15 protein-coding genes and 1 other annotated feature are annotated in these 17,564 nt (G+C 35.9%); all 15 genes read right to left on the bottom strand.

The features are described 5' to 3' along the window. Positions 1 to 6: 6 nt before the first annotated feature. The 15 genes from G600_RS13610 to yfbR all read right to left on the bottom strand — a co-directional run bounded on the left by G600_RS13610 (position 7) and on the right by yfbR (position 17,425). The gene (locus G600_RS13610) at positions 7 to 792 is read right to left on the bottom strand and encodes a Cof-type HAD-IIB family hydrolase (RefSeq protein ID WP_034245353.1); all 786 of its coding nucleotides are present in this window, start codon (positions 790 to 792) and stop codon (positions 7 to 9) included. A 1-nt stretch (position 793) separates the two neighbouring features. Next, positions 794 to 1,417 (bottom strand): Maf family protein, encoded by a 624-nt coding sequence (locus G600_RS0102830; RefSeq protein ID WP_027430575.1) that lies wholly within the window; start codon positions 1,415 to 1,417, stop codon positions 794 to 796. 166 nt (positions 1,418 to 1,583) lie between these two features. Next, a complete protein-coding gene (locus G600_RS0102825) occupies positions 1,584 to 3,245 on the bottom strand; it encodes a 2-isopropylmalate synthase (protein WP_027430574.1) in 1,662 nt (553 codons plus the stop codon). Positions 3,246 to 3,395: 150 nt separating this feature from the next. Further along, positions 3,396 to 3,636 (bottom strand) — a binding site (T-box leader). Positions 3,637 to 3,690: 54 nt separating this feature from the next. Next, a complete protein-coding gene (locus G600_RS0102820; protein ID WP_027430573.1) occupies positions 3,691 to 5,052 on the bottom strand; it encodes a hypothetical protein in 1,362 nt (453 codons plus the stop codon). Then, positions 5,052 to 6,182: a DUF58 domain-containing protein gene (locus tag G600_RS0102815; protein ID WP_027430572.1), complete on the bottom strand. Its 1,131-nt coding sequence runs from the start codon at positions 6,180 to 6,182 to the stop codon at positions 5,052 to 5,054. The genes G600_RS0102820 and G600_RS0102815 overlap by 1 nt, the downstream gene beginning before the upstream one ends. Further along, positions 6,182 to 7,129, bottom strand: coding sequence for an AAA family ATPase (locus G600_RS0102810; RefSeq protein WP_027430571.1), 948 nt, complete (start codon positions 7,127 to 7,129; stop codon positions 6,182 to 6,184). The genes G600_RS0102815 and G600_RS0102810 overlap by 1 nt, the downstream gene beginning before the upstream one ends. A gap of 82 nt (positions 7,130 to 7,211) precedes the next feature. Next, positions 7,212 to 7,667, bottom strand: a complete 456-nt coding sequence (locus G600_RS0102805) for an Lrp/AsnC family transcriptional regulator (protein ID WP_027430570.1) — start codon at positions 7,665 to 7,667, stop codon at positions 7,212 to 7,214. A 158-nt stretch (positions 7,668 to 7,825) separates the two neighbouring features. Continuing rightward, positions 7,826 to 8,143, bottom strand: a complete 318-nt coding sequence (locus tag G600_RS0102800; RefSeq protein WP_034245350.1) for a DUF1292 domain-containing protein — start codon at positions 8,141 to 8,143, stop codon at positions 7,826 to 7,828. A 61-nt stretch (positions 8,144 to 8,204) separates the two neighbouring features. Further along, positions 8,205 to 10,091 carry an ATP-dependent helicase gene (locus G600_RS0102795; protein ID WP_027430568.1) on the bottom strand — a complete coding sequence of 629 codons (1,887 nt, stop codon included), beginning with the start codon at positions 10,089 to 10,091 and terminating at the stop codon, positions 8,205 to 8,207. Between the two features lie 108 nt (positions 10,092 to 10,199). Next, on the bottom strand, positions 10,200 to 10,700 hold the full coding sequence (locus G600_RS0102790) for a GreA/GreB family elongation factor (RefSeq protein ID WP_027430567.1): 501 nt from the start codon (positions 10,698 to 10,700) through the stop codon (positions 10,200 to 10,202). Positions 10,701 to 10,726: 26 nt separating this feature from the next. After that, positions 10,727 to 11,389 carry an LbetaH domain-containing protein gene (locus G600_RS0102785; RefSeq protein ID WP_027430566.1) on the bottom strand — a complete coding sequence of 221 codons (663 nt, stop codon included), beginning with the start codon at positions 11,387 to 11,389 and terminating at the stop codon, positions 10,727 to 10,729. Between the two features lie 17 nt (positions 11,390 to 11,406). Further along, a complete protein-coding gene (gene glmS / locus G600_RS0102780; protein WP_027430565.1) occupies positions 11,407 to 13,227 on the bottom strand; it encodes a glutamine--fructose-6-phosphate transaminase (isomerizing) in 1,821 nt (606 codons plus the stop codon). Between the two features lie 27 nt (positions 13,228 to 13,254). Beyond that, a complete protein-coding gene (locus G600_RS0102775; RefSeq protein ID WP_027430564.1) occupies positions 13,255 to 15,261 on the bottom strand; it encodes a DNA topoisomerase in 2,007 nt (668 codons plus the stop codon). Positions 15,262 to 15,364: 103 nt separating this feature from the next. Then, positions 15,365 to 16,792, bottom strand: a complete 1,428-nt coding sequence (locus G600_RS0102770; protein WP_027430563.1) for an ATP-binding protein — start codon at positions 16,790 to 16,792, stop codon at positions 15,365 to 15,367. Positions 16,793 to 16,819: 27 nt separating this feature from the next. Beyond that, entirely contained in the window at positions 16,820 to 17,425 is a 606-nt protein-coding gene (yfbR, locus tag G600_RS0102765; protein ID WP_027430562.1) for a 5'-deoxynucleotidase, read from the bottom strand. Positions 17,426 to 17,564: the final 139 nt, after the last annotated feature.

Below are 17,564 nucleotides of genomic sequence, written 5' to 3'. Positions count from 1 at the left end.
ATCTCCTTATGATAAAATTTGTGGGAAACGCTCCCTTAATGTATCAACTACTCTCTTGGCCTCGTAGTTACCATGTTTCTTAACATCTGCTACAGCCTTCTCCATGACATAAGAATACTTAACATTATCAAGCATAGTAATATCATTATAATTATCACCAAATGCCATACACTCATTAGACTGTAATTTAAAATATTCCTTAATCTGATTAATAGCCTTACCCTTAGAAACGCTAGTCTCCATAAAATCTAGGTAAAGATCACCAGATACTGCAATACTTGCCTTACCCTGCCATCTATCAAAGAAATAGTCTCTAGAATTAGAGATACCTGAAAGGTCACAAACAGCCACCTTTAAAATATCTTCCTTAATCTCACTAAAATCCTCTACTAGAGTTGTATGATAGTTAACTACCTCCGTCATTCTGTGATGATATTCCTTAGTCTTAGGCTTAATATAGGCAGTCTTTTGTCCTGAAACTAAGACCTCACAATTAGCTCTATTATAAACATCATCAATTATTTCAAGGGCTAAGTCTCTCTCCATAGCTGTCTTAGCTATTACCTTGTCCTTATAAGCTACTAATGCACCGTTCTCAGCAATATATACCAAATCCTTTGAAACAGGCTCAAATAGTCTCTTTAGAGAGGTAATCTGTCTACCTGATGCAGCAGCAAAATGTATTCCCGACTTTAAAAGCTTAGCTATTGCTCTTAAAGTTTCTTCATCTACACTCTGTGCCCCATTAAGAAGTAGTGTACCATCTAAGTCACTTGCTATAAATCGTATCATATTAACACCTTTCGCAATCTATTCTATATCCTAATTTATAAAGTTCAAGACATATTCTTGCTACTGGCAAACCAACTACATTATTATAGTCGCCCTCAATAGCCTTAATGTAGGCGGCAAAAAGCCCCTGAATTCCATATGCCCCTGCCTTATCATAAGGCTCTTTAGTTGATATGTAGGCTTCCACACTCTCATCTGTTAAAGGATAGACTAAAACTTCTGTCTTCTCACTAAAGCTAATCTCTTTAGCCTCCACTTTATCGCCCACGCCACTTGTCTTAATAAGACAAACTCCTGTGTAAACCTGATGAGCATTATCAGAAAGTCCCTTAATCATTCTTCTAGCATCTTCCTTATCCTTAGGCTTAGTTAGAATCTCGCCCTTGTGATAAACCACTGTATCTGCGCCAATAATCACACAATCAGAGAGGTCTTCCCCTCTTTCCTTTAGCATATCAAATACAGCTCTTGCCTTCCTTCTTGAAAGTTCCTTCACATAATCGTAAGGAGGCATTAGTTCAATGTCCTCACTTGCCTTACTAGTTATAATCTCAAATTTAATACCGACCTGCTCTAAAAGTTCCTTTCTTCTAGGAGAAGCAGAAGCTAAAATAATTCTCATAATTAAATTCCTTTCTCGACCTACCATGTCCTATATTAACATTCTTTTATGAAAAATAAAAGTCCAAAAAGAAATTTTGTTCGTTTCTAATCTAAAGAAAAGGGATAGAAACATTTTCCTATCCCTTAGCTAATTCCTTATTAAAAACAAACTACATTATTGTTAAATCCTACTTATCAAGACTTCTATTCATAGCTGACTCAACCGCATCAATAGAAGCTCTAATAATATCGTGATCAATACCAATACCAAAGTAGCCCTTGCCATCATCGCCCTCAATACCTACATAAGCAATAGCCGAAGCACCTGAACCACTCTTTAAGGCATGCTCTTCATAAACTGTAATATTACATGGCTTATTAAAATGTTTAGCAAGTGCGTTACTTACTGCATCAAGACGACCCTTACCAGCTGCATTAACTGTAAGAGACTGTCCATTTTCTTCAATAGTAACTGCTGTCTGAATTCCATCTTCCTGCTTAAAATGTACCTCTGTAATCTTAAAGTTTGGAGTGTATTTCTTATATCTCTTCTCAAAGATTTCAAGTACCTCGTCTGGAGCTAATTCCTTATGAGCATTATCAGAAACATCCTTTACAGCATAGCCTAAATCCTCTCTCATAGCCTTTGGAATAAGCATACCGAAGTTTCTCTCTAATACGTAGGCAACGCCACCCTTACCAGACTGGCTGTTAATTCTAATAACATCAGAATCATAAGTTCTACCAACATCCTCTGGATTAATTGGAAGATATGGCACAGTCCAAAGATCTGGATTGTGGTCGATTCTATAGTGCATTCCCTTTGAAATAGCATCCTGATGGGAACCTGAAAAGGCTGCAAATACTAACTTACCACAATATGGATGTCTATCAGAAATTGTCATCTGAGTAAGCTTTTCATAAGTCTGTGCAAGCTCAGGCATATCAGATAAATCAAGCTTTGGATCAACACCATGTGAGTACATATTCATAGCAAGTGTAATAACATCTACATTACCAGTTCTCTCACCATTACCAAAAAGTGTACCCTCAATTCTATCAGCACCAGCAAGTAAGCCAAGCTCAGAATCGGCAACGCCTGTACCTCTGTCATTGTGTGGATGAAGGGATACGATAACATTTTCCCTACTATGCATGTTCTTACACATGTACTCTACCTGACTAGCATAAACATGAGGAAGAGACATCTCAACAGTTACCGGTAAGTTAATGATGCACTTCTTGTCTGCTGTTGGCTGCCACTGGTCAATAACTGCGTTACAAACCTCAAGGGCATATTCTGGCTCTGTGCCTGTAAACGACTCAGGGCTGTATTCAAACAAATAGTTTCCGCCATCTGCCTCAGCTAATTCCTTTAAAAGCTTAGCACCTTCAATAGCGATCTTCTTAATTTCTTCCTTAGACTTAGCAAATACCTGCTCTCTTTGTGCAAGAGATGTAGAATTGTAAACATGGATGATTGCTCTTGGAGCGCCCTTAACTGCCTCAAAAGTCTTCTTAATAATATGAGGTCTAGCTTGAGTAAGCACCTGAATTGTAACATCCTCAGGAATCATATTATTATCAATTAAAGTACGGCAAAACTCATACTCTGTCTCTGATGCTGCTGGAAAACCAATCTCGATTTCCTTAAAGCCCACCTTAATTAACATCTTGTAAAACTCTAACTTCTCAGCCAAGCTCATTGGTTCTATTAAAGCCTGATTGCCATCTCTTAAATCAACAGAACACCAAATTGGTGCCTTATCCACGTATTCCTTCTTAACCCAGTCATTGCACTCAACTGGTGGCATAAAGTAGCCTCTCTTGTACTGCTTGTAATTAAACATAAACCTTTCCTCCTAATTCTAGTGCTCTTACTTATGAAAATGTGTCAAAAGCCTAAAGACAAATAAAGCCACTAATTTATCTTTATCCTAACGCTAAAAAGTCTCCCTTCCCAAAGAGGCTATAAAAAAACGTCTCTTAAAGGTTTCCCTTTAAGAGACGAATAAAATCCGCGTTACCACTCTTATTCATAGTAAAACTATGCACTCACCAAATACTTTCATATTCTGACCATTATAACGGTTGGCATTCCGTCTAGCCCTACAGTTATTAAAAAATAATTTCAGGTAGCTGCTCCAAGGCGAGTTCATTACTTCTCTTTATCTATCTTTCACCAACCGATAGCTCTCTGTATTCCGATTCATAACTACTATTCCTCTTCATCGCATTTTAAATATTGAATTATATTAAAACTATAAACTAACAATATTTGTTTGTCAATAAGTTTTATAACTTCTTTAAATAACTAATTTCCTCTTTAGTTACCTCTTCTCTTGAGTATCTAGCCTTTTCATAAGCCTCAGTTATCTTAGCCGCCTTTTCTTCATCCTCAATAATAAGCTTAGAAGAAATATCGCCAGGCATTAATTTATCCGGCTTTAGACCATTTTTCTTATATTTAGTATAACGCTTCTTTGACTTGGCGTATTTTTTGAAAATCTTTCTATAGCTGTCATTATTAGATAAACCCTTAGATGACTCCTTCTTTAAAGTCTCGTAAGCCTTATCCTTTGAAATCTTTTCTTCCTTTAAAAACTCCACTTCATCAAATTCATCAAGCTTAGTCCTTTTAAAGCTCTTAGCATACTTAAATACTAGGTAAATTACTGAAACTGCCAAGGCTATCACAAGCACAAGGGCAAAGGCCTCAAAAATAGCATTAAAGATAGCTGCATTATCATTTGGTGTGGAATCTGCAAAGCTAATATCATAACCTGAACTTGCCTCATCACTAGAAGAAGCTGAATCTGTTGAATCCCCACCAGATCCCCAAAGTATAAGAATAAACTTAATAATTAGCTTTACAATGGCAAATAAAAATCCGCCGATTATACTAAATAAATTTCCGTACTTACCGTAATAGAAAAGGTACATGAAAACCGCCATAACTAAGGCAATTACAAAGGTTACGGTTACATTTGCATTAATAATTCTATTAAGGGGAAACTCTGACTTTCCGGAGTTAACCTTAATAACCTTATTAAGTTCCTTTACCTGATTATAAATTAGGCTAGATAGGACAAATACTACAAATAAAAGCACCATAAGTCCCACAAGGCCATCATTATTATTGCTGCCACCAAGCACGTATCCCACAAACATTACAAGGGCGTAGGCTGGATGCATTCTTTCTTTAATTACAGAACTTGAGTAAACATCCTCGTCTGCAGCAGATTTTAAATTAGATACAAAATCCTTAGAAACAGGGGAATTATTAGCAAGCTCTGTAAGCTTATTCATGGCATTCTTAATTCTAATTGAACGAAGTGATATTACAAGTGTAGCAAGGAAAAAAGTCACAATCTCAAGGTCATTTCTTGCAAAGGCAAGGCTTACTAGCGGGAATATCAAATTAATTATCATAAAGGCTGTAAAATTATTAACCTTACGTCTAACAATATAAAGAGCTACTGTTGGAATAATACACAGTAAACATAGGACTATATCAGTATTTGGCCTATTGGCAATACCAATAATAGCCATAACTTCAATGGCAAAAAATACCACAAACTGTGTGAAAATTTCTAGGAAGGTTTCTAATACGTTAAGCCTTTTGTTAGTTTTACTAATCTTTGTTGGCTGTCCCATTAAAGCTTACCTCCTATATTCTGATCAATCTCAAACTCCAAGCTCTTTAGCTCTGTAAACTGCGATATATTTTCTCCCCTAAAATGTGGCACAACCCAGAGAGAATCCTTATCGTTTTTAAATTTCTCGTTAATTAAGTCTACTAATTCCTTCTGTCTATTAGCAGAAATAATTACATAGATTGAATCTCTTTTAATTTGAAGTTCGTTGATGATTTCCTTAAAGTCACGCTTCTCCTTGCTTGCATCAACTCTAGCAAGTAGCGCGTTAATAGTCTTTAAATGAGCAACACCAGAACCTGCAGAAAGCTTAATCTCAGCTCCTTCAAGATAATCTCTAGCATTTGAGTAAAGGGATAAATTAACCCCTTCCTTTAAAAACTTAGTGGCAAAGCCTGAACAAAGCTCAATACTATTCTCAATAATCTCAAGGGATTCAAGCTGTCTGTCCTTTTCTAAGTTAAGTAAAATGCATACATTTCTACTCATAGTCTCATCACATTCATTAACCATAAGCTGACCGGTTTTAGCAGAAGCCTTCCAGTTAACGGACTTTAAATTATCATTATAGTTGTATTCTCTAATTGAGCGGAAAGCGAACTTATCCTCGAATAGGTACTTCTTCTTAGTTAAGTCCCCTTCAAGACTATTATTAATAATTCCAAGCTTATTAACGTCAATGGCCTGTGGGTAAACTGTAATAAAGGCAGTAGCGTCCTGCTTGCATACATTTACCTCATCCATAAATACACCGTTAAAGACAATCTCTAAATTATCTAGTGTAAAGACACCTCTTTTAAGACACTTAATAGGAATACGTCTTGTGATCTTCTGATTAGGACCTAGGGAAAACACGTCATTTCTATAGGTTCTATCTGTAGTTGTAGAGTTAGTATCAATATCTGTAAAATACAAACTCTTATCTAATTGAAATTTAGTATTAATCATAGCTAAGGGCAATTTCTTAGCGTTGCTAACAGTTAAGACTAAATTGGTTGAATCCCCACGAATCACATTTCTGCTTTCGAAATTTAGATTCATTTTCAAATTCTTAGACCAATTCTTTCTATAAAGAGTAACAACAAAGGAGTAAACAAGTGCCACAGCTACTATCATCAAAATAATATTCATTACTTATCCCATTCCTCTGTAGGCACATTAATTTCGCTAACGATTCTATCAATAATCTGCTCTTTGTTGTCACGAGCAAAGGCACCGGATGATAGTGAAAGTCTATGAGCAAAGCAAACTCTAGCTAAAGACTTAATATCTTCTGGTACAACATAAGTTCTTCCTGATACATATGCAAATGCTCTCGCAGCATTCACCATAGCAATTGACGCTCTAGGACTAATACCAATGGAAATGTCCACGCTATTTCTAGTCTTAGTAGCAATATTGACAATATATTCAATTAAAGATGGATGGATAAAGACTTCCTTTACCTCTTCTCTCATCTCTAAGATATCTTTTGTAGTAACTACGCTTCTAATGGATTCAATAGGGCTAGCCTTTAAAAATCTAGTAAGAATCTCCTTCTCACCTTCCTCGCTTGGATAACCCATATTAATCTTCATTAAAAATCTATCTAACTGAGCCTCTGGTAACTCGTAAGTACCAGCAGTCTCAATAGGGTTCTCAGTGGCAATAACGATAAATGGTGCATCTAGCTTAAAACTAGTTTCATCAACTGTTACCTGTGTTTCTTCCATACATTCAAGAAGTGCTGACTGAGTTCTTGGTGTCGCTCTGTTAATCTCATCAGCCAATAAAATATTAGTAAAAATTGGACCTCTTCTAAACTTAAACTCTTCTTCCTTCTGGTTATAGATATGAATACCTGTAATGTCTGATGGAAGTAAATCTGGTGTAAATTGGATTCTCTTAAAGTTACCCTCTATGCTTTTAGCAAATGTTTTAGCAAGCATTGTCTTGCCTGTTCCTGGAACATCCTCTAGTAGTACATGGCCAGATGCTAAAACACTTGTTAAAATCAACTTTGTAACATCCTCCTTATCTACGATAACCTTATTGACGTTATCTAAAACTAGTTTACATTTATCCTGATTATTAAACATGAAAAACCTCCGATTGTCTTTGTTTCATACGCTTTTTAGTATAGCAAGCAGAGATTATTCATTCAATAAAAAGAAAATAAAATTATTCTTCCATTGGCATATCTTGGTTAACGTCAATTCCTCTTGGTGGAACTGGTGTTGAGAAAACGATCTGAGTTGATGTACGACCAAATTTCTGAAGCTGTCCAATAAATGTATCAAGTTCTAAAGTACTTGGGAAGATAACCTTAAGTAACATTGAATAATTACCTGTTACACAATTACATTCTACAACATTAGCGCATGACTTAATAAATGGATAAAATTCTGGCTTCTGTGCAGGTGCTACTTCAAGATTAATAAAAGCTGTAATATGATATCCAAGCTTTAACTGATTAATCTTAACCTCATAGCCTTCAATGATTTCTTCTTTTTCAAGTCTTTCAATTCTTGCTGATACAGCAGGTGATGATAAAAATACGTTCTCTGCTAAAGCCTTAAGTGGCATTCTTGCGTTCTGCTGTAATAATGTGATTATCTTCTTATCAATCTTATCCATAATTCCTCCTTAAAACAAAAAGAGACAATTCTAGCTATCGCGGCTAAAATTGTCTCCTTTGACATTCATTAATACTTTTCTATAATAAACCTAATTTAATTAATTATCAAGTGCTTTTTGTTAATTTAAATAAGTTTTCTTATGATATAGTTTATTTATTACTTATTCTCTTCTTCAATATCTTCAGCTTCGTAGAGTTCTTCATATTCCATAGCATCAAGCTCTTCATCAAAAGCATCTGAAACTATCTCATATTCCTCATCAGAGCCGATATTCTCTAGTACTGGCTCACCGTTTGGATCCTCTTCGTATCTGTAAAGATAAACCTCATCGTTATCTGCTGCCTCACCCTCAAGTGGTAAAAGAGCTATATATGTATTCTCACCAGCTGGGAAAATTCTAACGATTGCACATTCGCATGTCTCACCGCCATCAAGCGCAAGTGTAACTGTGCTATATTCTGAATTATTTGCCATAATTATCTCCTTTTCATGCTTACTGCATAAGCTTTTCTTTATGTAACCTTTTAAAAGGGTATCACAATAATTGATTTTCCTCAAGACCTATTTCCTCGATAAATCTTGAAGGAAGATAATCTTTGTTATATCTATGCTTAGGAGAAAGTATATACAAATGTTTCTTAGCCCTTGTAATACCTACATAGAAAAGCCTTCGCTCCTCCTCTATTTCCTCTTCAAGTGTCGCCTTATTAAGAGGAATAATTTCCTCGCAAACATCCATAATAAAAACCACTTTAAACTCTAGGCCCTTACTTCTATGAAGAGTGTAGAAGTTAATCCCATCAAAATTAGAGTAGTCCTTATCTTTCGTCCCTGCACCAACTCCAGTTCCATCAGCTGCTGCCTCCCCATTTTCCTTTTGCTTTTCCCTTACAAAGGCTACAAAATCACTTATCTTAGTAAATTCCTTTGAAAGCTCTGTTATCTTTTCAAGGTCTTCAAGTATCAGCTCCTTATTGGCTTTATTTTTTCTAGCATATTCCTCAATATAATCCTCAAGGCCAATGCCCTTTCTAATGTAATTAATCGCCGCAAAGCTAGTCATTTTCTTAAGCATATTAATATCAAAGATAAGGCTATCAATATTTTTTATAACAGTATAATTAGGCTTTTCCGCCTTCTCATAAATCTCCTTTAAAGAAATCAAAGACACGGGACTTGTAAGATAAGACCTTGTAATATACCTCATGGGCTTATTTATTATTTTTAAAAACTTCTCTCTAGTCCTATCTCCAAGGGCAATTTCAAGGTAAGCAAGGACTTCCTCCACCACATTACTATTGTAAAAAGAAGACATCTTAAAATCATTTTTGCATTTAATTCCCATAGCCATAAGTTCTCTTACAAAGACCTTATTTAATTCATTGGTCCTTGAAAATATAGCAATATCCCTATAATTTATCCCCTGCTCCTTTAGTTTTACAATCTCACTAACTAAAAACTCCCTCTCTTCCTTTTGATCCTTTGGTCTAAGGTAAGTAATTATTCCTTTACTCCGTTCCGGCGTATGTAAATTTTTTTCAAATCTTACTTTATTATGAGCTATAAGTTTATTGGCAAGTTCCACGATATTTGACTCACTCCTGTAATTTATATTTAATTCAAACTTACTGGCCTTTGAAAATATATCTAGGAAGGATAGCATAATCTCTGGCTTAGAGCCCCTAAAGCCGTAAATACTTTGATCATCATCTCCCACCACAAAAAGATTACATTCTTCCCCTAGTAACTGCATTATTACTTCAAACTGCACCTTATTAATATCTTGAAATTCATCTATTAAAATGTATTTAAAGCGCTTTATTAGACTCTGACGTAGCTCTTCATTTTCCTTTAAAAGATAAACTAGCTTAAGAGCGAAATCATCAAAGTCTAATAGACCATGTCGCTTTTTTTCAAATTCGTAAACTCTAAATATATTCTTAAAGGTCTGTTCTGGGATTGTTTTGGACTTGTAATTATTGATATTAAGATTGTCATTTTTTATCTTAGATATTTCTGCAAGAACTAAATCAATTAGTTCGTCTTCGTTATCGTATTCTAGCTCGTATTTTAGAATCTCTTTTCTTATAATGCTTCTTTGTAGATTAAGAGTTATAACTGCATCATTTGTTAGGTTGTTGGCATGCTTAAGTATGGTAAAAAAGAGGGAATGAAAGGTGGCAAAAAATACGCCAATGCCTTGATTATTGTTCTCTTTATAGAAACGCTCTTTAATTTGAATTGCTGCGGATTTATTAAAAGTGATTACTAGAATGTTTTGTGGACTCACATCATGATTATTAATTAGATTCTTTATTCGATTAGTCAGGGTAAAAGTCTTACCACTACCAGGGCCTGCAATAACAAGACAAGGACCCTTGTTAAATTCTATTGCTCTTTTTTGAGCCTCGTTAAAAGACATGTGTGTTCTTCCTTTCAATTGTTTTCTTTCGTAAAATCTATTGCTATTTAAAAATAAATGGGCTTAAAAAATTAAGCCCATTAAATATACTATCTAGTGCAATTGTTGTCAATAACGTTGTATCTTATCGTCTGCATCATCTGTTTTATCGATGCGCTTTACTACTACGTAATACTCAAGATTATCATTAACATGAATAAGCACTCTATCGCCTACTTTGTGACCAAGTAGGGCTTTTCCTAGTGGGGATTCGATGCTTATAAGTCCAAGTAAAGAATCTTCTCTTACTGTTGTAACAAGCTTAATCTCCTCGCTTTCATCGTCATCTTCATAGTAAACTTCAACTGTATTATTAACACCAATCTCATCCTCTGCGGCAGTTTCTTTAATAACTGTAGCAGACTTAATCATTCTTTGAAGATATCTGATACGACTTTCATTCTGGTTCTTAAACTTCTTAGCAGCATGATATTCAAAATTCTCGCTTAAATCTCCTTGAGCTCGTGCTGTCTTTACATCCTCAAGAGCCTCTTTTCTAACAACGCTAATACGATAGTCGATTTCCTCTTCCATCTTCTTAATGTCATTTTCTGTTAACTCATTTCGCATATAAATCACCCTCTTAAATCCTTATCCTAATTCTTAGAAACAACTTCTCCAGCCTTCTTATAAATTGACTTAGCCTCAACAACACCACGTACACTTGAAAGTGGGTAGATGTTAGATTCTCTACCAACAATTGTACCTGGATTAAGTACGCTACCGCAGCCAACTTCTACATTATCACCAAGGAAGGCACCAATCTTTTTAATGCCAGTCTCTATTCTTTCGTCACCATTTTTAATGACAATAAGCTTCTTATCAGACTTAACATTACTTGTAATTGAGCCAGCTCCCATATGAGCCTTAAAACCAAGGATTGAGTCACCAACATAGTTATAATGAGGAACCTGAACCTTATTAAAGAGAATTACATTCTTTAATTCAGTTGAGTTACCAACTACTGCGCCTTCACCCACAATGGCCTTACCACGAATAAATGCACAGTGTCTAACTTCTGCGTCCTTGCCAATAATAGCTGGACCTGCGATGTAGGCTGAAGGGAAAACATTAGCAGTTTTGTGTACCCATACATTTTCACCTCTAAGCTCGTATTCATCGGCTGGAAGTGTCTTTCCAAGTTCTATAATAAAGTCACCAATCTTAGCTAGGACCTCCCAAGGGTATGTGCAACCCTTAAAGATATCCTTAGCGATTGTTTCGTTTAAATCAAATAAATTATCAATTGTTAAATTCATATTGTCCTCCAAAGCTTTTATTCTACTGTAACAGACTTAGCAAGGTTTCTTGGCTTATCAACGTCATTACCCTTAAGTACTGATGTGTAATAAGCAATAAGCTGTAATGGAACAGCTGCAACCATAGGCATAAGTAGCTGATTAGCTTCTGGAAGGCAAATTGTTACGTCGCTAACGCCATCTTCAACGTCAACGCCAGGAGCAGCTATAAGTACGACAAATGCGCCTCTAGCCTTAACTTCCTTAATATTACTAATTGTCTTTTCTACTAAGTCCTTCTGTGTAGCAATGGCAATTACTGGCATTCCGTCATCAATAAGTGAGATTGTACCATGCTTTAATTCACCTGCTGCATAAGACTCAGAATGAATATATGAAATTTCCTTAAGTTTTAATGAACCTTCCATACTTAAGGCATAATCAAGGCCTCTACCAATGTATAATAAGCTATCTGCATTAAGAAGCTTTGAAGCTGCAAACTGGCAAGCTGGCTTAAGATTAATAGCTTCCTCAATCTGCTCTGGAATGTTCTCTAATAACTTAGTGTATTCAACTAACTGTTCCTTAGTAATCTTACCCTTTGCATAAGCTAACTGGAAGGCAAGTAAGTACATCACTGAAACCTGAACCATGTAAGCCTTTGTTGAGGCAACTGAAATTTCTGGACCTGCATGTGTATATAAAACATAATCTGCAGCTCTAGCAATTGAAGAGCCCTTAACGTTAACAATAGCAAGAGTTTCAGCCCCTCTCTCCTTAGCAAGTTCAAGAGCAGCCTTTGTATCAGCTGTTTCACCTGACTGAGAAATAAGAATAACTAAATCTCCCTCGTTAATTAAAGGATCTCTATATCTAAATTCTGAGGCAATGTCTACAGTAACGGATACTCTAGCCATTTTCTCAATAACATATTTACCCACCATACCTGCGTGCATTGCAGTACCACAAGCAACTATGAAAATGTTGTTGTAGCTTGAAAGCTTATCAAGTGATATACCTTCATTCTCAAATGTAGGAATATGATTAGAAATTCTTGGTGTAATTGTAGTCTTAACAACTTCTGGCTGTTCATGGATCTCCTTAAGCATGAAATGCTCGTATCCACCCTTTTGAGCTGCATCAATATCCCAATCAGCAACGTTCATTTCCTTAGAAACTTCTTCACCGTGGATATCAACTACCTTAACACCTGACTTTTCTACGATTGCGATTTCGTTTTGCTCAAGTAAAATGTAATTTCTTGTATACTCTAAGATTGCAGTCATATCTGATGCAATAAAGTTCTCACCCTTACCAATACCAACGATTAATGGGCTTTCCTTTCTTACAGCATAAACTACATCTGGAAAATCTCTAAACATAATACCAAGGGCATATGAACCCTTAATTTCTGCTAAAACCTTAGTAATTGTAGCAATTGGATCACCATCATAGTAGTAATCAAGTAACTTAGCTACTGTTTCTGTATCTGTCTCTGATACAAAGTTATAACCTTCCTTTAAAAGGAAGTCCTTAATCTGCTTATAGTTTTCAATGATACCATTGTGTACGATTGAAACTCTCTTATTACCATGTGGATGAGAGTTAATATCTGATGGTTCACCATGTGTAGCCCAACGTGTGTGACCAATACCCACGTGACCTACTGGCTTACCCTCTCTATCCATCTTGTCTACTAAATTCTTTAAACGGCCCTGGCACTTCTTTACCTTAATAGAACCATTTTCAGAAACAGCAATACCAGCTGAATCATAGCCTCTATACTCTAACTTAGATAAAGCGCCAATTAAAACGTCAGCACTATCTCTACTACCTACATAACCTGCAATACCACACATAAAAAATATCCTCCTTGATAATAGCCACTATTTCTTGTAATTCTTCGCGCTTTCATTAAACAAGCCATAAAGCATGCCTTGATTATTAAGCATCTTAACGCCATTAGTTCTGCGAACAACAAATGCATTCATCTTTTCCATGTATTCATCTGCTGTAATGTCGCCATTGGCAACCATTGTCAAGCCCTTCTCCCAACTTGCGGTAAGTTCCGGGTTTAACAAGGCCTTAATCGAATTAGCCACTACATCATAAATTATCTCTCCAAAAAGGCTTGGAGTAATGATCTGAGTCTTCTTAGCTATAGAAATATATTTCTTTGTCTCTAGCTTTTTTAAAATTTCTGCTCTTGTGGCAGAAGTACCAATACCGCTACCTTTTATTTGAGCTCTGAGTTCTTCATCTTCAATTAACTGTCCTGCATTTTCCATGGCAAGAATCATTGAACCAGAAGAATATCTCTTTGGAGGGCTTGTTTCGCCTTCCTTTATATTAAACTCAGTAAAGTCTATATTAGCCCCTTTTCTAATCTTTTTCAATAGTTCAAAGAAAGCTGTATCATTAATATCCTCATCAGCTTCATCTTCTTCTGATTTACTAGCCTTAGAAGCCTTTGAAAATGAGTTCTTCGCTACCTTTAAATAGCCCTCGTCCGCTAATGTCTTAAAGGATGCATATAAATTTTCATCCTTAACATTTAAGTTCATTGCTACTCTTTGATAAATAGCTGCTGGATAGAAAATGCTTAAAAACCTTCTGCATATTACTTCATAGGTCTTTAGTGCTGTCTGCGAGAGACTGCCTAAATTATTAAAGCCCTGACCTGTTGGTATAATAGCATAATGGTCTGTAATAGCCTTGTCATTACAATATCTTGTCTTTTCAATGCCCTTAAAGCTTTCCTTTTCTAGTATTTCGCTTGCAAATTCCTTCACAGGGGCGAAATTACGAAGACCAGCAATATTTTTATTAATCTCCTTAGAAATGGCGGTTGAGAGCACTCTCGCGTCAGTTCTAGGATATGTTACAAGCTTTTTCTCGTATAATTCCTGAATGATATTAAGTGTCTGATCAGGACTGATTTTAAAAAGCTTACTACACTCGTTCTGAATTTCAGCTAGGTTGTATAAAAGTGGAGGATTTTTCGTCTCCTTCTTTCTTTCAATGGACTCAACCACCGCTGTTTGTGGCAAAGGATCTGATAGAAAATTTAAAAGCTCAGTAGCCTTTTCCTTATCTTTAAAGCCCTTGTCATTATAAAGATAAGGAGTGTTATAGTACTTACTCTTCTCACTTACCTTCCATTCTGCATCAAACTTGTGTCCTTCAAGGTTGGCACTACCTATAACACGATAAAAGGGTGTCTTTACGAAAGCTCTAATTTCACGTTCTCTTTTAACCACCATACCAAGTACGCAGGTCATAACTCGACCAACTGCAATACTTGCTCTATCCTCGTGTAGGTAATTTGCCACATTTCTTCCATATTTAAGAGTTAAGACTCTTGAAAAATTAATACCCATTAGGTAGTCTTCCTTAGCCCTTAAATAAGCGGCATCGGAAAGATTATTATATTCAGAAATGTCCTTGGCATTCTTTATACCCTTTTGGATTTCCTCCTCTGTCTGAGAATCAATCCAAACTCTCTTTTCTTTCTTACCAGTAACCTTAGCTTCCTGTCTGACTAATCGATAGATGTATTCTCCTTCACGTCCCGAATCGGTACAGACATAAATTGTTTCTACATCTTCTCTGTTAAGCAAAGAGCTAACTATATCAAACTGCTTTTTAACAGCAGGTAAAACCTCATACTTGTATTCCTGTGGAATAAAAGGAATCGTATCTAAACTCCATCTTTTTAGATTAGGATCATAGGCCTCTGGATAGCTCATTGTAACTAAATGTCCAACACACCAAGTTACAATCACATCTCCACCCTCAAGGTATCCGTCCCTTCTAGACAAGCTAACATGTAGCGCCTTGGCAAATTCCTGGGCTACACTCGGTTTCTCCGCTATAAATACGGATTTTCCCATTATTTCCTCCAATTAATTTAATTATTTTCTTAGACTGCGCCATAAGATTATAAAACGAATTTAAAAAAATGTAAAACCATCCTTTAAACTAAAGCAAATCCTTTTAGAAATCATTAAGGCTAATTAGCTTAATATTAGGGTTTTGACGGGATAACTGATTAATCTCCTCTGAAAAGCCTTCCTTAGCAAAAAGATAGATATAATCTGCATTAATCTCGGCTTGAGATACATTTTCCAAAAGATTATTATACTCCTCCATACTAAAGGCCTCATCAGACCAATTGCACTTACCAACTAAGAACTTACCGGCAGCATCGCTAACAATAATGTCAATATTGCCATCTTTACCCCACCATCTAGAACGGCTGTTAATCTTAATTTCAAGCTTGCCCATAGAATCAAGAAGTTCGATAAACTCAGTACCTACAGTAACAAAGGCCTCTCCTGCAAACTCATAAATTGTTGGAGCGATGTATTTGTCATAAAATTCCTTAGCACCTAGCTTTGAAAGTCTTGATTCATTGGCATAAATGTACTTAAACCAAAACTTTGTGTAGCCTGACTTTATGTTATATAAGCCCTTTCTTGTGTGCTCTTTACCAGCAATATCATAAGAAAAGACCTTCTCCACCACTTCACGCTCAATTAAATTCTTTAGATAAACGCTAATCTTATCTCTACCAAAGCCTGTGTGCATATGTAGCTCGTTTAACTTATTCTCGCCGTTTGCCACACAGTATAAGATTGTATTATAAAGAGAAGTCTCACGAAGCTCCTCTTTAATGTAGTTTGCTCCCTCGTTATAAAGTAACTTTCCAGGCTTTAATACATTTTCAATAATATTCTCCTCAAGGCTTAGCTTGTCGCTTAACTCACTTAAATAACCTGGCACGCCTCCTGTAATGGCATAAATTGCCAAATCATCAAGGACAGAGTGCTTTGGAAACATTCTAACTATATCTACAAAATCAAGTTCCTTTAGCTTAAGGAAGGCACTTATTGCGTTAGCATTCTCACCGATTGCCTTAACCATACTATTTTCCACCCAGCTAATAGAAGAACTTGTAAGGATTATGCAAACCTTATCATCAAAGAGCTTACCTGAAACCATGGCATTAATTACTGCCATAAAGTCCTTGTTAGACTTGACGATATTTTGGAATTCCTCAATGATTACAAGCTTAGTGTCCCCTGAAAGCTTTGTAATATTATTTAGCAAATGTGCATATTCACTATACATATCCTTCTTTGGAAGCTTTAATTTTTCCTTTTCTTTATCAAAATCTATCTCCATATCCTCACTCTTACTAATGAGGTTAGATTCTATCATTTCTTTTCTTAAAAGCCTTATCTGCTCTTCCTCTGATGCCTGACAAGCAAGGTAATAAAAAGCATCCTTGTCCTTTATAAACTCTCTCATAAGGCTTGTTTTACCTATATTTGTTCTACCATAGCAAATAGTAAGTGTACTTTCATTACATGTATAACCATCGTTTAATTTGCTTAATTCTGTGCTTCTTCCTAGTAGCATAATTCTTTCTCCCTCTAGCTAAATATTCTAGTTATTATCCTCTTCCTCATTCTTAGACTCATCAAGTGTGAGACTATAAGCTGGAATATATTCTTCAAGAAAATAATTCGCTTCCTTTAAGTCAAGCTTTAAAATAGCTTGATAAGTAGACTCCTTAGCTTTTGAAAAATCTAGGTTTCCAGTGTTAATTTCTTCGATACATTTTATATAGGCTGAAATCTTATCTGCAGCCTTAACATAAGCCCAGAGCTCCTCTTCCTTACTAGTCTCAAGTAAAAGTGGCTCATAAACCTTTCGTAAATTAAGGGGCAAGCCTGTTAAAATCTCGTCCTTTGCCACATGCTCTACTTCCTTATAGGCATTTCTAATTACTGGAGAATAGTACTTTACTGGAGTTGGCATATCTCCTGTTATAATTTCTGTAACATCGTGGTACATAGCAAGAATAGCTAATCTTTCGGCATTAATTGTCCCGCCAAAAATTTCGTTATTAATGACGCCCAGTGCGTGTGCAATGAAGGCAACCTCTAAACTATGCTCACTAAGGTTTTCTTCCCTAGTGTTGCGCATTAGACCCCAACGGTTGATGTACTTCATTCTAGACAACATGGCATAGAAATGATTACTTTTCATAAAATCCCTCCCTAATTATTTATGAAAAAATGAATTATTAAATTAAAGCGGACATTCGGAATCCGCTTCGCTACTTCCTCATGAACGCAGTGACACTTTGTGCCACCTGTCAGAAGGGGCTTTAACCCCTTCTGACACC

The sequence above is a fragment of the Lachnospira multipara ATCC 19207 genome (assembly GCF_000424105.1).
Classification (GTDB): domain Bacteria; phylum Bacillota; class Clostridia; order Lachnospirales; family Lachnospiraceae; genus Lachnospira; species Lachnospira multipara.
This window is presented reverse-complemented; position numbering and strand designations above follow the sequence as displayed.

Excerpts from the sequence above, each read along its gene's own strand:
- G600_RS13610 (WP_034245353.1), bottom strand. The coding sequence starts at position 792 with ATGATACGATTTATAGCAAGTGACTTAGATGGTACACTACTTCTTAAT.
- G600_RS0102825 (WP_027430574.1), bottom strand. The coding sequence starts at position 3,245 with ATGTTTAATTACAAGCAGTACAAGAGAGGCTACTTTATGCCACCAGTT.
- G600_RS0102820 (WP_027430573.1), bottom strand. The coding sequence starts at position 5,052 with ATGGGACAGCCAACAAAGATTAGTAAAACTAACAAAAGGCTTAACGTA.
- G600_RS0102815 (WP_027430572.1), bottom strand. The coding sequence starts at position 6,182 with ATGAATATTATTTTGATGATAGTAGCTGTGGCACTTGTTTACTCCTTT.
- G600_RS0102810 (WP_027430571.1), bottom strand. The coding sequence starts at position 7,129 with ATGTTTAATAATCAGGATAAATGTAAACTAGTTTTAGATAACGTCAAT.
- G600_RS0102805 (WP_027430570.1), bottom strand. The coding sequence starts at position 7,667 with ATGGATAAGATTGATAAGAAGATAATCACATTATTACAGCAGAACGCA.
- G600_RS0102800 (WP_034245350.1), bottom strand. The coding sequence starts at position 8,143 with ATGGCAAATAATTCAGAATATAGCACAGTTACACTTGCGCTTGATGGC.
- G600_RS0102795 (WP_027430568.1), bottom strand. The coding sequence starts at position 10,091 with ATGTCTTTTAACGAGGCTCAAAAAAGAGCAATAGAATTTAACAAGGGT.
- G600_RS0102790 (WP_027430567.1), bottom strand. The coding sequence starts at position 10,700 with ATGCGAAATGAGTTAACAGAAAATGACATTAAGAAGATGGAAGAGGAA.
- G600_RS0102785 (WP_027430566.1), bottom strand. The coding sequence starts at position 11,389 with ATGAATTTAACAATTGATAATTTATTTGATTTAAACGAAACAATCGCT.
- glmS (WP_027430565.1), bottom strand. The coding sequence starts at position 13,227 with ATGTGTGGTATTGCAGGTTATGTAGGTAGTAGAGATAGTGCTGACGTT.
- G600_RS0102775 (WP_027430564.1), bottom strand. The coding sequence starts at position 15,261 with ATGGGAAAATCCGTATTTATAGCGGAGAAACCGAGTGTAGCCCAGGAA.
- G600_RS0102770 (WP_027430563.1), bottom strand. The coding sequence starts at position 16,792 with ATGCTACTAGGAAGAAGCACAGAATTAAGCAAATTAAACGATGGTTAT.
- yfbR (WP_027430562.1), bottom strand. The coding sequence starts at position 17,425 with ATGAAAAGTAATCATTTCTATGCCATGTTGTCTAGAATGAAGTACATC.